Annotated in this window: 14 protein-coding genes; 13 read left to right on the plus strand and 1 reads right to left on the minus strand. The window is 57.3% G+C overall.

The genetic code is table 11. The annotated features are described in order from the left end of the window. Positions 1 to 183: 183 nt before the first annotated feature. The 13 genes from AABE20_RS00650 to AABE20_RS00710 all read left to right on the plus strand — a co-directional run bounded on the left by AABE20_RS00650 (position 184) and on the right by AABE20_RS00710 (position 13,947). Positions 184 to 2,100, plus strand: coding sequence for a peptidylprolyl isomerase (locus AABE20_RS00650; protein ID WP_338331354.1), 1,917 nt, complete (start codon positions 184 to 186; stop codon positions 2,098 to 2,100). 8 nt (positions 2,101 to 2,108) lie between these two features. Next, a complete protein-coding gene (gene trpE, locus AABE20_RS00655; protein WP_338331355.1) occupies positions 2,109 to 3,641 on the plus strand; it encodes an anthranilate synthase component I in 1,533 nt (510 codons plus the stop codon). Positions 3,642 to 3,698: 57 nt separating this feature from the next. Continuing rightward, positions 3,699 to 4,295, plus strand: coding sequence for an anthranilate synthase component II (locus tag AABE20_RS00660; RefSeq protein WP_338331356.1), 597 nt, complete (start codon positions 3,699 to 3,701; stop codon positions 4,293 to 4,295). Beyond that, positions 4,288 to 5,397: an anthranilate phosphoribosyltransferase gene (gene trpD / locus AABE20_RS00665; RefSeq protein ID WP_338331357.1), complete on the plus strand. Its 1,110-nt coding sequence runs from the start codon at positions 4,288 to 4,290 to the stop codon at positions 5,395 to 5,397. Before AABE20_RS00660 ends, trpD begins: the two co-directional genes overlap by 8 nt. Positions 5,398 to 5,414: 17 nt before the next feature. After that, entirely contained in the window at positions 5,415 to 6,281 is an 867-nt protein-coding gene (gene trpC / locus AABE20_RS00670) for an indole-3-glycerol phosphate synthase TrpC (protein ID WP_338331358.1), read from the plus strand. Between the two features lie 2 nt (positions 6,282 to 6,283). Then, positions 6,284 to 6,760: a cyclic pyranopterin monophosphate synthase MoaC gene (gene moaC / locus AABE20_RS00675; protein WP_338331359.1), complete on the plus strand. Its 477-nt coding sequence runs from the start codon at positions 6,284 to 6,286 to the stop codon at positions 6,758 to 6,760. A gap of 130 nt (positions 6,761 to 6,890) precedes the next feature. Continuing rightward, on the plus strand, positions 6,891 to 7,901 hold the full coding sequence (gene pdhA, locus AABE20_RS00680; RefSeq protein ID WP_338331360.1) for a pyruvate dehydrogenase (acetyl-transferring) E1 component subunit alpha: 1,011 nt from the start codon (positions 6,891 to 6,893) through the stop codon (positions 7,899 to 7,901). Positions 7,902 to 7,907: 6 nt separating this feature from the next. Then, positions 7,908 to 9,269 (plus strand): pyruvate dehydrogenase complex E1 component subunit beta, encoded by a 1,362-nt coding sequence (locus AABE20_RS00685; RefSeq protein WP_338331361.1) that lies wholly within the window; start codon positions 7,908 to 7,910, stop codon positions 9,267 to 9,269. Positions 9,270 to 9,280: 11 nt separating this feature from the next. Continuing rightward, positions 9,281 to 10,531, plus strand: a complete 1,251-nt coding sequence (locus AABE20_RS00690; RefSeq protein ID WP_338331362.1) for a pyruvate dehydrogenase complex dihydrolipoamide acetyltransferase — start codon at positions 9,281 to 9,283, stop codon at positions 10,529 to 10,531. 30 nt (positions 10,532 to 10,561) lie between these two features. Next, on the plus strand, positions 10,562 to 11,974 hold the full coding sequence (lpdA, locus tag AABE20_RS00695) for a dihydrolipoyl dehydrogenase (RefSeq protein ID WP_338331363.1): 1,413 nt from the start codon (positions 10,562 to 10,564) through the stop codon (positions 11,972 to 11,974). A gap of 139 nt (positions 11,975 to 12,113) precedes the next feature. After that, the gene (gene lipA, locus AABE20_RS00700) at positions 12,114 to 13,088 is read left to right on the plus strand and encodes a lipoyl synthase (RefSeq protein WP_338331364.1); all 975 of its coding nucleotides are present in this window, start codon (positions 12,114 to 12,116) and stop codon (positions 13,086 to 13,088) included. Then, complete coding sequence (locus AABE20_RS00705; protein WP_338331365.1) at positions 13,088 to 13,582, plus strand: type II toxin-antitoxin system RatA family toxin; 495 nt, start codon at positions 13,088 to 13,090, stop codon at positions 13,580 to 13,582. Before lipA ends, AABE20_RS00705 begins: the two co-directional genes overlap by 1 nt. Before the next feature lie 59 nt (positions 13,583 to 13,641). After that, a complete protein-coding gene (locus tag AABE20_RS00710) occupies positions 13,642 to 13,947 on the plus strand; it encodes a hypothetical protein (RefSeq protein WP_338331366.1) in 306 nt (101 codons plus the stop codon). Positions 13,948 to 13,965: 18 nt separating this feature from the next. On the opposite strand, the gene AABE20_RS00715 is transcribed toward AABE20_RS00710, so the two are convergent. Then, entirely contained in the window at positions 13,966 to 14,472 is a 507-nt protein-coding gene (locus tag AABE20_RS00715) for a CinA family protein (RefSeq protein ID WP_338331367.1), read from the minus strand. Positions 14,473 to 14,484: the final 12 nt, after the last annotated feature.

The raw sequence follows: 14,484 nt of genomic DNA on the forward strand, positions 1-14,484 counted from the left end.
TGGCGCTGCTGGCAACAGGCTAAACCATACACTCACACCCGGGGGCAAGAGAGGGTCAATACCTTATTGCTGCCCCACAACGGTTATGTCTGGTCAAGCGGCACACCTCCGCTTATGGTGCCGCCCCAAGATGTGCTGCAATCAGCATAAACCATTTATGATGAGCTGTGGATCCATAGGGTCATGATTTCCTACCTGCGCCGAGTACTTGTTGAATCGTGGCTGGGCCGCGTTATTGCCATTGTTGTTTTTCTGGCTTTTGTCAGTTGGGGCATTGGCGACGTTATCGGCTTCATGAGCGAAGAGACCGATGTGGTGGCCCGTGTTGGCCAGCACCGCATACCCACGCGTGATCTGGCCATGGCCCTACGCTCGGAAATGCCAACAATTACCCAGCAGATGGGGGTTAAGGACCCGTCTGCTCTGTCCCCCATTATGCAGGGGCAGATCGCACGCCAGATTCTTCAGCGCCTTATTGCACAGGCAGAACTGCTCGAAGCCGCACGCCAGCTTAAAATTATCGTGCCGGATTCCGCCATAAGGGACGAGGTATTCGCACTCCCTTACTTCAAAGGGCCGACAGGCCAGTTTGACCGCAGCGTGTTCAACCAGCGCCTTAGCGCGCAGGGGCTGAACGAACAGCAGGTGCTGGACATGATCCGTGATGACCTGACTGTACGCACCCTGCTCCAGCCCATGGCGCAGGGTGGGACCGTTTCCAACACCATGTTCAACACTCTGGTCAATTACGGCGCCACGACCCGTATGGTTGATCTGATCAGCATTCCCGTTGCCGCACAACCTGCCCTGCCAACACCGGACCACGCCACGTTGGAGCGGTATTATGCCAACCATCTGTGGCAGTTTGGCACCCCCGAACTGCGGCATGCGCGTATTGTTGTTCTGTCCCCCAAAACCGTGGCGGATACGATTACAATGGATGATGCGCAGCTCAAGCATGTGTATGAAGAGCAAAGCAGCCACTACAACGTGCCAGAAACACGCAACATCCAGCTCATAACGGCCACATCGGAAGCTGACGCCCAGAAAATTGCCGATGCGTGGAAGCTCAAGGGCGACTGGCAGACGGCGCAGAGTGCAGTCAAAGGTGCGGCCTCGGTGGAAATGCCGGGCGCGCGCCCGGCGACCATTCCCTCGGACGTGCTCAAACAAGCCTTGTTTCAGGCACCGCAGGGGCAGGTCATGGGACCGGTTAAAACCGAAATGGGCTGGTCTGTTTTCCGGGTCACCAAAGTTCTGCCCGCACACAGCACGCCCTTTGCGGACGCCAAACAGGAAATTCTGCAGCAGTACCGCACTGCCGCAGCACCATCTGTTGTAACCGAACGCCGCCGGCAGCTACAGGACGCCATTGCAGGCAAAGGGCTGGACGCCATTCCCGACACCGTGGGGGCTGCGGCCATTTCCGGCTCGCTGGATGCTCAGGGGAACACGGCGGAAAAACAGCCTGCTCCGATTCCGGCATCTGGTAAGCTGCGTGATGCCATTGTGCACCAGATCTTTATCCAAAAAGCCGGGGACAGCCCGAACCTGATCGAAGGGCCGGACAATAGCTGGTTCGCAGTAGAGGTTGATTCCATAACCCCCGCCACCCCGCGCACGTTTGAACAGGCAAAAGCCGACGTTCTGGCCGCATGGCAGGCCGATGCCCGCCACCATACAGCCGACCAGCAGGCAACAGCGCTCTTTCTGGCAGCACGCCAGAAGGGAAGCATTGCAGGCCAGAATGCATCCGGCATTCAGATTGCCCGCGATATTCCTTTCTCCTTTGCCAACCCCAACAAAGCTCTGCCGTCCGAGATTGCCACTTATATTCCGCACATGAAGCCGGGACAGGCCGTCATGGCCGAAAACGCGGATACATTTTTTGTTGCTGTAGTCACCAAGGTTTTTGTACCCACCCCGCCTGCTTCGGCCGATGTTATGCAAAAACTGCGGAATAATCTGGCACAGGCTTATGGCGATGACCTCGCCGCCAGCTATGTGCAGGACCTTACTAAACGGGTACCCCCACACATTAACAATTCCGCCATTCAGGCAGCGCTGTCCGCCGCTGGATTTGGGGGGAATGTCCAGTGAGTTCTGGCATGAAGGCACACACAGCGGCATCCCCCAGCCGGGAGGCCTGTGCCACCGCATGGAAAGAGGGCAGGGGGTCGATTATCTACTCTGTCGAACCAGCAGACCTGCTAACCCCAGTATCCGCCTATATGCGACTGGCCCATCTTGATGGAGCCAGCGGCCAGTACACCTTACTGCTGGAAAGTGTGGAAGGCGGCGTAACCCGTGGCCGCTACTCTGTCATTGCACTCAGGCCCGACCTTGTCTGGACCTGCCATAATGGCAAGGTCAGCACCAGCACCTGCCAGAATGGCCTGCCAACACACGCAGAGCCAGACGCGACCGCGCCACTAACCAGCCTTCGCACCCTTATCCATGCCTCCCGCATGGACCCGCCACCAGAACTCCCCCCCATGATTGGCGGCCTGTTCGGCTATCTGGGGTACGATATGGTGCGCCAGATGGAGCATCTGCCCGATGCCCCGCCAGACGACCTGAACCTGCCTGAATCCATTCTGATGCGCCCCGGCCTGTTTGCCGTGTTTGATACGGTGACAGATGAACTCATTCTGGCAACACCAATCCGCCCCAGCGCAACCGATAGTGCTGAAGATGCATGGGAACGCGCACAGGCACTCCTCCAGCGTGCCAGAACGTGCCTGAGTGGTGCGCTCCCCCAACCCGCCCCACAGGCAGGCATCCCGGCTTTTACGGAGCCAACCTCCACGTTCAGTCATCAGGATTTCTGCGCAGCCGTTACCCGTATTCAGGACTACATTGCAGCAGGGGATGCCTTTCAGGTTGTGCCCAGTCAGCGTTTTTCAACGGCTTTTGCGCTGCCATCGCTTGCCCTCTACCGGACTCTCAGGCGCATCAATCCCGCGCCTTTCCTGTTCCATCTGGATTTTGGGGCCTTCTCGCTCGTGGGGTCATCGCCCGAAATTCTGGTGCGGCTCAGGGATGGCAAAATGACTGTCCGCCCCTTGGCGGGCACACGGCCACGGGGCAAGACCGCAGCCGAAGATCTGGCGCTGGAACAGGACCTGCTGGCCGACCAGAAGGAAATTGCCGAGCACCTGATGCTCATTGATCTGGGCCGCAACGATGTGGGTCGCGTCTGCACTCCCGGTTCGGTCAAGGTGACCGAACGGTTTGTGATCGAACGCTTCAGCCATGTCATGCACATTTCCTCCAATGTGGAGGGTATGCTCAAGCCTGATCTGGAAGCACTGGATGCGCTGGTTGCGGCTTTTCCGGCAGGCACGCTCACTGGTGCCCCCAAAATCCGCGCCATGGAAATTATTGACGAAGTCGAGCGCACCCGCCGCGCCACCTATGCTGGCTGCATTGGCTATTTTGGGGCAGGTGGGGACATGGACACCTGCATTGGCCTGCGCATGGCCGTTGTGAAAGACGGCGCCATGCATGTGCAGGCAGGCTGCGGCGTTGTGGCGGACAGTGTGCCGGAATCCGAGTACGAGGAAACACAACATAAGGCGCGGGCTGTCTTCCGCGCTGCCGAGGAAGCTCTGGTCATGGCGCGGGCAGGGCGCATATAGCCGCGCCTTTCCTTCACGTCATTTGACCCGTGCGCACGAAAAGGTCATCATTCCGCCATGATCCTACTGATCGACAATTATGACAGCTTTACCTTTAACCTTGTTCACTATCTGGGTGAGCTGGGCGAGGAATGTGACGTCCGCCGTAACGATGCATTAAGCGTGGCGGAAGCCATGGCCCTGTCACCTGATGCCATTGTTCTGTCCCCCGGCCCATGCTCCCCTAACGAGGCGGGCATCTGCTGTGACCTGATTGCCGCAGCATCCGGCAAAATACCGGTATTTGGCGTATGCCTTGGCCACCAGTCGATCGGGCAGGTCTTCGGGGCGCAGGTTGTGCGCGCGCCAACCCCCATGCACGGCAAAATCAGCCCCGTCTTCCATAACGGGAGCGATGTGTTTGCGGGCCTTCCTAGCCCGTTCAACGCAACCCGCTACCACAGCCTGACCCTTGAACCCTCCAGCATCCCCAATGACCTTGAGGTCACGGCATGGACGGCTGATGGTATCATCATGGGTATCCGGCACAAACTGCACCCCATTTCTGGTGTGCAGTTCCACCCCGAAAGCATTGCATCGGAACACGGGCATGACCTGCTCCGTAATTTTCTGACCAACGCACGGGCATGGAAGGCAGGCATGGTCCATGCCTGACCCCATAATTGCTGCGACAGGCACGCAGGACCCGGCTTTTTTTTCCAGTATTTTGACCAGCCTTGCGCAACGCAAAACCCTGAGCGCTGCACAAGCGGAAGCGGCCTTTGGCAGTATTATGGATGGCAATGTGCCACCCGAACGGATTGCCGCTTTTCTGATGGCCCTGCGCGTGCGCGGGGAAACACAGGACGAACTGTTTGGCGCGGTAACCGCTCTACGCCAAAGAATGTACCCGGTGCCCAACGCCCCCGCAAACACGGTTGATGTGTGTGGTACGGGTGGCGATAATTACGGCACCCTGAACGTTTCCACCGCAGTGGCCTTTGTTCTCGCAGCCCTTGGGGTGCCTGTGGCCAAGCATGGGAACAGGGCCATTTCCTCCCTTTCCGGCGCATCCGATGTGTTGGCGGCCCTGAGCGTGCCATTGTCTGCCAAGGCAGAGGTTCTTGCCGAGCAGCTTGCCCGCCACCATGTTATATTTATGGCCGCACCACACCATCACCCGGCCATGCGGCACGCGGCAGGGGCGAGAAAGGTTCTGGCCCTGCCCACGCTGTTCAATCTGGTGGGGCCAATGGTCAACCCTGCGGGTGTCAAACGGCAGCTTATGGGCGTTTTTTCCACCCAGTGGCTTCGGCCCGTTACAGAGGTTCTGGCCCGCTTGGGGTCAGAATGTGTATGGACGGTTTGCGGCCAGCCGCAGGACGGGCAGGATGGTATAGACGAGATAACACTGGCTGGCCCCACGCAGGCTGTGGCGCTTGAAGGCGGGCAGATCCAGTCCTACCAGATCGAACCCGACATGGCGGGTTTGCCCTACGCCCCCGTCTCCGCCATTAAAGGGGGCGATGCACAGCACAATGCGCAGGCGCTTGAAGCACTCCTGCGTGGCGCGCATGGTGCATACCGTGATACTGTTCTGTTGAACGCGGCATTTGCGCTGCATGTCGCCGGTCAACAGACCATCTTGCGGAATGGCCAGATTGACCCGGCCAGCCTCAAGAACAGTGTGGCAACCGCCGCACGCTCGCTCGACAATGGTACTGCTTTTGCAGTGCTCAATGGTTTACGTGCATCGCTCCCCGATGCACACGCCTGAGACATGACAGGACAATCATGAACGATACATCCTCCACGTCCACTGTAGCTGCCTCTGCCGTCACACCAGACAGCAAAGTAGATGAACTACCAGATGTTCTCTCCCGCATCTGTGCGCGGACACGGCTGGAAGTGGAACATCGCTCCACACTGCACCCGCTGAAGGAAGTTGTGGCCAAAGCGCAGGAAACCAAGGAATCCCCCCGTGGCTTTGGTCGTGCGCTGAAGGAAAAAGCAGCCGACCGCGCTGTGGGCCTGATTGCCGAGATCAAAAAAGCATCTCCTTCGGCTGGTATTTTGCAAGAAGATTACGATCCGGCGCGTATCGCCGTTGCATACGAACAGGCCGGGGCGGCGTGCATTTCCGTACTGACCGAAAGTTCGTGCTTTCATGGTGCAAACGAGGATCTTGCAACGGCTCGGGCCGCCTGCGCGCTGCCTGTCCTGCGTAAGGATTTTATTCTGGACCCATGGCAGGTGTACGAAAGCCGGATGATCGGTGCGGACTGCATTTTGCTGATCATGTCTATTCTGACGGACGAAATGGCGCTCGAACTGGTTGACCACGCCAAAGGTCTGGACATGGACGTTCTGGTTGAAGTCCACGATGAAGACGAGTTGAACCGTGCTCTGGCTTTGGACACGTTTTTGATCGGGATTAACAACCGCAACCTCAAAACCCTGACCACGGACATCAACACCACCAGCCTGCTTGCGCCTTTAGTACCACCCGACCGGATTATCATCTCCGAAAGCGGGATTAAAACGCATGCGGAAATTGCGCAGCTTGCCGCCATTGGCGTAACCGGTTTTCTGGTCGGGGAGACCCTGCTCCGCCAGCCTGACCCGGGTGCGGCCGCACGCACATTGCTTGGGTCTGAATAATCGTGAGCGAACAGCCCCTGACACATCTGGATTCATCCGGGCATGCCCGGATGGTCGATGTATCCGGCAAGGACGAGACAGTCCGCAAGGCCATTGCCGCGGCTGAGGTGCATATGCGCCGCGAGACTCTGGACCTTATTGTCTCGGGTTCCATGCCCAAAGGGGATGTGCTGGCAACGGCACGGATTGCGGGAATTATGGCGGCCAAAAAAACGGCTGACATTATTCCTTTGTGCCACCCTTTGCGCCTGTCCTCCGTAACGGTTGATCTGGTTCCCGCCGATGACAAAATCGAGATCAGCGCGACTGTTACAACAAAAGACGCAACCGGAGTGGAAATGGAGGCGTTGACTGCGGTATCCGCTGCGGCTCTGACGCTTTACGATATGTGCAAGGCCGTTGATCGCGGCATGCGCATAGACAACACCCGGCTACAGCACAAAAGCGGTGGCAGATCAGGAGAATATAACGCCAAATGACCAAGGTGCCCTGATCAGACAGCATTTTTTTATACAAAAAACAGGATAAAATGCTCGGATCGACCAGTCCTCTGGCCGCCAAGACATTACGTTAAGACGCATTTACCTATGTATCGTAGAGGGTCCATACATGGAAACAACATCTGAGCAGGTCGGCGCAGTCGGTGGCAATGGCCCATCACTGACCCGGGAGCAGTTTTTAACCGCTTACCACGACATGCTGCTGATCCGCCGATTTGAAGAAAAAGCCGGACAGCTTTATGGCATGGGCCTGATCGGGGGGTTCTGCCACCTTTACATCGGGCAGGAAGCTGTTGTGGTGGGCATACAGATGTGCCTGAAGGATGGGGATAAACTCATCACATCCTACCGTGATCATGGCCAGATGCTTGTTGCAGGTATGACCCCACGTGGCGTTATGGCAGAACTGACCGGTCGCGCCACGGGCTACTCGCATGGCAAAGGTGGTTCCATGCATATGTTCTCGCGCGAGAAAAATTTCTATGGCGGACATGGGATTGTCGGTGCGCAGGTCGCTCTGGGCATTGGTCTGGCCTTCGCCAACAAATATCGCGGTACGGATGAAGTGGCCGTGGCCTATTTTGGCGATGGCGCGGCAGGGCAGGGACAGGTTTACGAAAGTTTCAATCTGGCGGCCCTGCACAAGCTGCCCTGTATTTTTGTCATCGAAAATAACAAATACGGTATGGGCACGGCAATCGAGCGGGCTTCGGCCTCTCACAATCTGTATAAAAATGGCGAACCATGGGGCATTCCCAGCCTACAGGTTGATGGCATGGACGTGGCAGCCGTGCATGCTGCCGCCGCTCTGGCCGTTGCACATTGCCGGGCAGGCAAAGGCCCGTACATTCTGGAAATGATGACCTACCGCTACCGTGGTCATTCCATGTCCGACCCGGCCAAATACCGCACGCGTGATGAAGTCGATCAGGTCCGCAAAACGCGTGACCCGATTGAGCACGTCAAACACATCCTCCTTGATGCCGGGGTGGAAGAGGCCACACTAAAAGCCATGGAAACCGAAATTAAAGCCGTCGTGAACGACTCAGCCGAATTCGCACAGACGAGCCCGGAACCTGATCCTTCTGAACTCTATACGGACGTTGTGCTGGAGGCCTGAGCAATTATGGCGACTGAAATTTTAATGCCCGCCCTTTCCCCCACCATGACAGAAGGCAAAATTGCCCGCTGGCTGAAAAAGGAAGGGGAAACCATTACGGCTGGGGATGTTCTGGCCGAGATCGAGACCGACAAGGCCACAATGGAAATTGAAGCCATTGAAGACGGTGTTCTTGGCCGTGTCCTCATCGCCGAAGGTGTGGAGGGGATTGCTGTCAACACCCCGATCGCCATTGTTGTGGAAGATGGCGAGGCCGTGCCCGATACCGTGGCCAGCCAGTCGAGTGTGAACACACCGGCCAGCGCCCCTGCGGCAGAGCCTACCCCACAGGCCAGTGTGCCCGCAGCCCCCATAACGGATACAACCGCAGAGCCTGAACGCGATTGGGGTGAAACGCAGGACATTACCGTGCGTGAAGCCCTGCGGGATGCCATGGCGGCAGAACTGCGGCGTGACCAGGACGTCTTCCTGCTCGGTGAGGAAGTCGCTGAATATCAGGGTGCGTACAAAATATCGCAGGGGCTGTTGCAGGAGTTTGGTGAAAAGCGCGTGCTGGACATGCCTATTACCGAACACGGTTTTACGGGCATGGCAGTGGGGGCAGCCCTGACCGGGCTTAAACCGATTGTTGAGTTCATGACCATGAACTTTGCCATGCAGGCTATTGACCACATTATTAACTCCGCCGCCAAAACGCTGTACATGTCAGGCGGGCAGATGGGTTGCCCCATTGTTTTCCGTGGCCCCAATGGTGCTGCCGCACGCGTGGGTGCCCAGCATTCGCAGTGTTATGCAAGCTGGTACGGGCATGTACCCGGTCTTAAAGTTGTTGCACCATGGTCCGCGGCAGATGCCAAGGGGCTTTTACGCGCTGCTATCCGCGACCCCAACCCGGTCATTGTTCTGGAAAACGAAATCCTTTACGGGCAGAAATTCCCTTGCCCGGTTGATGAGGATTTTATTCTCCCCATTGGCAAAGCCAAAATCGAACGTGCTGGTACGGACGTAACCATTGTTGCCTTCTCCATTGCGGTTGGCACAGCGCTTGATGCAGCGGCCGAACTTGCCAAACAGGGCATTGAGGCCGAGGTGATCAACCTGCGGAGCATTCGTCCGCTGGATACAGCCACTATTGTCAACAGCGTAAAAAAGACCAGCCGCCTTGTTACGGTGGAAGAAGGCTGGCCGTTTGCTGGCATAGGCTCCGAGGTTGCCATGCAGGTTATTGAACATGCCTTCGACTGGTTGGATGCCCCGCCTGTACGCGTGGCGGGCGTGGATGTTCCCATGCCATTTGCCGCCAATCTGGAAAAACTGGCTCTCCCGCAGCCTGAGCACGTGGTTAAAGCCGTGCGCAGCCTGATCTGAGGTGTTGCAAGATGGCAATTGAAATTCTGATGCCCGCCCTTTCCCCCACCATGACAGAGGGTAAAATTGCCCGCTGGCTGAAAAAGGAGGGCGATACGGTCAGCAATGGCGATGTTCTGGCCGAGATCGAAACCGACAAGGCCACCATGGAAGTGGAAGCCATAGAAGATGGCATTTTTGGCCGCATTCTTGTTCCCGAAGGGGCTGAGGGCGTTGCGGTGAATACCCCGATCGCCATTATGGTGGAGGAAGGGGAAGCCGTGCCTGAAGCCTCCACTGCGTCCGCTACAGCCAACGCGGCACCGGCAGCGGCTCCTACGCCTGCCGTGACCGCCAGCGCGCCAGCACCTGCCGTAACACCACAGCAGGCAGAACGCCCGACCAACCGCATTGTGGCATCACCTCTGGCCCGGCGGATTGCTGCGGCAAAAGGTGTGGACCTTGCCACCCTCAAAGGCACAGGCCCCAATGGGCGCATTGTCAAACGCGATGTGGAGGCGGCAGGCGCTCAGCAGGCCGCAGCGCCACAGCCGCACACGCCGGACACAGTGCCTCTCCCTGCGGGGGCTAGCCGTACGGTGCCACACTCCACCATGCGCAAGGTCATTGCCCGGCGCTTGAGTGAATCCAAGGCCACCATTCCACACTTCTATGTGTCCATGGATGTGGAACTGGACGCGCTTATGGCGCTACGCTCGCAGTTGAACGCTCTATCCAGCGATAGCGGGCCAGATGCATTCAAGCTATCGGTCAATGATATGCTGATCAAGGCGGCCGCTCTGGCTCTTAAACAGGTGCCGGAAGTCAATGCTTCCTTTACCGATGACGCCATGATCTTGCATGAGGACGCGGATATTTCGGTCGCAGTCTCTCTCGATGAAGGTTTGATCACGCCCATCGTGCGCGCAGCAGACCGCAAAAGCCTGAAGCAGATCAGTCAGGAAGCCAAGTCTCTGGTCACGCGTGCGCGCGCAGGTAAGCTCAAACCCGAGGAATTCCAGGGCGGCACGTTCTCCATTTCCAACATGGGCATGTTTGGCGTCAAGGAATTCGCAGCGATTGTGAACCCGCCTCAGGCCGCCATTCTGGCCATTGCGGCAGGCAAACGGCAGCCCGTTGTGAGCGGTGATGAGATAAAAGTAGCAACGGTCATGACCGTTACCCTCTCGGTCGATCATCGTGCGGTGGATGGGGCATTGGCAGCCAAATGGCTTTCGGCTTTCCGCTCCATTGTGCAGTCGCCTCTGGCTCTTGTTCTGTAACGCGGCCTTTTGCGGGAGAAATTTGGCACCATGAGCCAGACAGATTTTGACGTTATCGTCATTGGTGGTGGGCCGGGTGGTTATGTTGCCGCCCTGCGCGCCGCCCAGCTTAAACTCTCCGTAGCTGTGGTTGAAGCCCAGCACCTTGGCGGCATCTGCCTTAACTGGGGGTGCATTCCCACCAAGGCGTTGCTTCGGGCGTCGGAAATCAATCATCTGCTACACGACCTGCCTGCCTATGGGTTTAAGGCCGAGGGCGTAAGCTTTGATTTTAAGAAAATTGTTGGCCGTTCGCGCGCCGTTTCCAAGCAGCTTTCAGCCGGTGTTGCGCATCTGCTTAAAAAAGCCAAGGTTCCGGTTTTTAATGGCTATGGCAAGCTGGATGGTACTGCCGCCAATGGGCGGCGCAAGGTTCTTGTCACCAAGGACGGCGCTCCCCCGACAACCCTGACCGCCCAGCATGTTATTCTGGCAACCGGTGCACGCGCGCGCATTCTGCCCGGGCTGGAACCGGATGGTCAGTTTGTCTGGTCCTACAAGGAAGCCCTTGTGCCAGAAACCATGCCCAAGAGCCTTGTTGTCATTGGTTCTGGCGCCATTGGTACCGAATTTGCATCCTTTTATCGCAATATGGGCGCGGATGTAACGCTAGTGGAAGTTGCTGACCGTATCCTTCCTGTTGAAGACGAGGAAATCAGCCAGCTTGCGCGTAAGGCGTTTGAAAAACAGGGTATTCGCGTACTGACCGGCGCCAAAATTGGCGCATTGCAAAAAACGGCAACCGATGTCCGCATTCCTGTGACCCACAATGGTAAAACCGACACTCTGGTTGCCGAACGGGTCATTTCCGCCGTTGGTATTGTGGGCAATGTAGAAAATATCGGGCTGGAAGGTACAAAAATTCAGGTCGATCGGACGCATGTGGTCACAGACGCCCTGTGCCGTACGGGCGAACCCGGCGTTTATGCCATTGGCGATCTGGCAGGTGCACCATGGCTCGCCCACAAGGCCAGCCATGAAGCCGTTATGTGCGTGGAAGCCATTGCAGGCCGGAAAGTCCATCCCATTGACCCGACCAAAGTACCTGGTTGCACCTATTGCCGCCCGCAGATCGCCTCCGTTGGCTACACCGAAGCCAAAGCCCGTGACGCAGGCTACAAGGTGCGTATTGGCCGGTTCCCGCTCCTTGCCAACGGCAAGGCCCTTGCCATGGGTGAGCCTGACGGGCTGATCAAAACTGTTTTTGATGCCCAGACAGGCGAGTTGCTTGGCGCCCACATGATTGGTGCGGAAGTAACCGAGATGATTCAGGGCTACGTAATTGCCCGCACGGGTGAACTGACAGAAGCAGAACTGGCGGAAACCATTTTCCCGCACCCGACCATTTCTGAATCCATGCATGAGGCCGTTCTTGCTGCCTATGATGGCGCTTTGCACTTTTAGTCCCAGTTTACCAAGGGGAGGGGCATCAATCTCTAGGGTTTGATGTCCCGTTTCCTTTTCATCGCCACTTCACGCCTTGACGGGCAGGCGAGGGCATTCCAGTTCTATCTGCACTCTTTGGGTATAAATGGGCGAAGTCATGTCTACTCGTGTTGAGATTGATCATCGAAAAGGTGGGACCAGCCGGATAAGGCATCCGGAAAAGGCCCACCGACCGGACAACCCCATTGCCCGCAAACCGGAGTGGATACGCGTTAGAGCGCCCAACCACCCGACATACCACGAAACACGCGCCCTCATGCGTGATAACAAGCTGGTCACTGTGTGTGAGGAGGCCGCCTGCCCCAATATTGGGGAGTGCTGGTCACAGCGCCATGCCACCATGATGATCATGGGGGAAATCTGCACTCGGGCCTGCGCGTTCTGCAATGTCAGCACTGGCCTGCCCAAACCCTTGGATGAGGGCGAACCTGAACGCGTGGCCGAAGCCGTGGCCAGGCTGGGCCTGCGGCATGTGGTTATTACCTCCGTGGACCGTGACGACCTGCCCGATGGCGGCGCGCTGCATTTTGCCCATGTTATTCAGGCCATACGCGCCACATCCCCCAGCACGACAATCGAAATCCTGACCCCGGATTTTTTACGCAAGGACAAGGCGCTAGAGGTGGTTGTTAAAGCCCGCCCGGACGTGTTCAACCATAATCTGGAGACCGTACCGCGCCTGTATCCCACCATTCGGCCGGGTGCGCGCTATTACCAGTCCATGCGCCTGCTGGACCGGGTTAAACAACTTGATCCCTCCATCTTTACCAAGTCCGGGCTTATGCTGGGGTTGGGGGAAGAAAAAATGGAAATCGCTCAGGTCATGGATGATCTGCGCATTGCTGATGTGGATTTTATTACAATGGGGCAGTATTTGCAGCCCACGGTCAAACACGCTGCCGTTGCGTGTTTTGTGACACCACAAGAATTCGAGGACTACGGCACCATGGCGCGCGTAAAAGGCTTTTTGCAGGTAAGCTCCAGCCCCCTTACGCGGTCTTCCTACCATGCCGATACAGACTTTGCGCAACTCCGCGAAGCACGCAACAAACGCCTGAAGGAGGCTCTGTAATGCCTAAACACGCAGAGACGCGTGTTCTGCCCTATCGCCCTGACCAGATTTTTGATCTGGTTGCGGACGTTGCACACTACCCGGCTTTTTTACCTTGGTGCGTTGCCGCACGCTTACGCACACGCACCGAAACAGAACTTGTTGCCGACCTGACCATAGGCTTTGGCCCGTTCCGTGAAAGTTTTACCTCCCGCGTAACATTGGACCGGCCTACCACAATTACCGTCCGCTACGAGCGCGGTCCATTCCGCTATCTGCGCAATGTGTGGAAGTTCATGCCGCATGCCAGTGGGTGCCAAGTCGATTTTTTTGTCGACTTTGAGTTCAACTCCCGCATTCTCCAGGCCGCAATCGGGGTGGTCTTTACCGAGGCAACACGCCTTATGGTTTCCGCCTTTATCAAGCGTGCTAAAGAAGTTTATGGCCCCCCAACCCTACCGGCGGGTTCCGCAACAACAAACCCTGCTATTTCGGGCCAGAAAACGGTAAGCTGAACCGCGCGGCAAAGCCCCCACAGGGTCTTAGTCAGGCTATCAGCAAAAGGGAGTGGATCATGCCTAAGCTATTTTATCTGCTCGCAGTTGGGGGGCTGCTAACGCCTGCCGCACACGCTCTGGCAAACAATGCGCCATCACAAGGGGTGCAAACGGCACGCCCACATACAAAGGCTGACACCCCGGACGCGACAGATACCCTTAACGCCCGCAGTCTGGCCCAGACCCAGCGCGCCAAAGCGGTAGAGCCAGAAAAGTCCGCAGCGCCGCCTGTTTTACCAGATGGCACCATAGCCAGAGGCACAGGCGTTATGGCTCCCGAATTACTGGAAGCCCCCGTTTACAACCCGGCTGACAGGCAATAGCCCGGCCTTACTGGCAGCTTACAGTCTGGAGCAAATAAGAGTTAGGGCATGCACTATGGCCTGTTCGCGCACACTTGCCCGGTCCCCAGCAAATATCTGCCGACTTGTGTGGGTTGCCTGCCCCCGCAACGCCGTTGCAAACCAGACCAGACCAACAGGTTTGTCCTCACTCCCTCCACCTGGTCCTGCAATGCCAGAAATGGAAACAGCAATACCCGCTGTGCTACAGGCGTTTAGCGCCCCTTCGGCCATTTGCTCGACCGTTTGGGCACTCACCGCTCCGTAAGCCGCCAGTGTATTCGCCTGCACACCAAGCACAGCCTGCTTCATGCTGTTGGAGTAAGTTACAAACCCACCTTCCGTCACATCTGACGACCCGGCAAAATGCGTTAACGCTCCTGCGACCAGACCACCCGTACAGCTTTCTGCCGTAACAACCCGCATACCAGCAAGGCGCAACACATCCAGAACCCGCGCTGCCTCCGCCAGAACCGCAGGGCCAAAAACCACCGCCTGATCACACATATTTTGCCCCTT

This window comes from Acetobacter zythi (assembly GCF_963921165.1).
Lineage (GTDB): Bacteria > Pseudomonadota > Alphaproteobacteria > Acetobacterales > Acetobacteraceae > Acetobacter.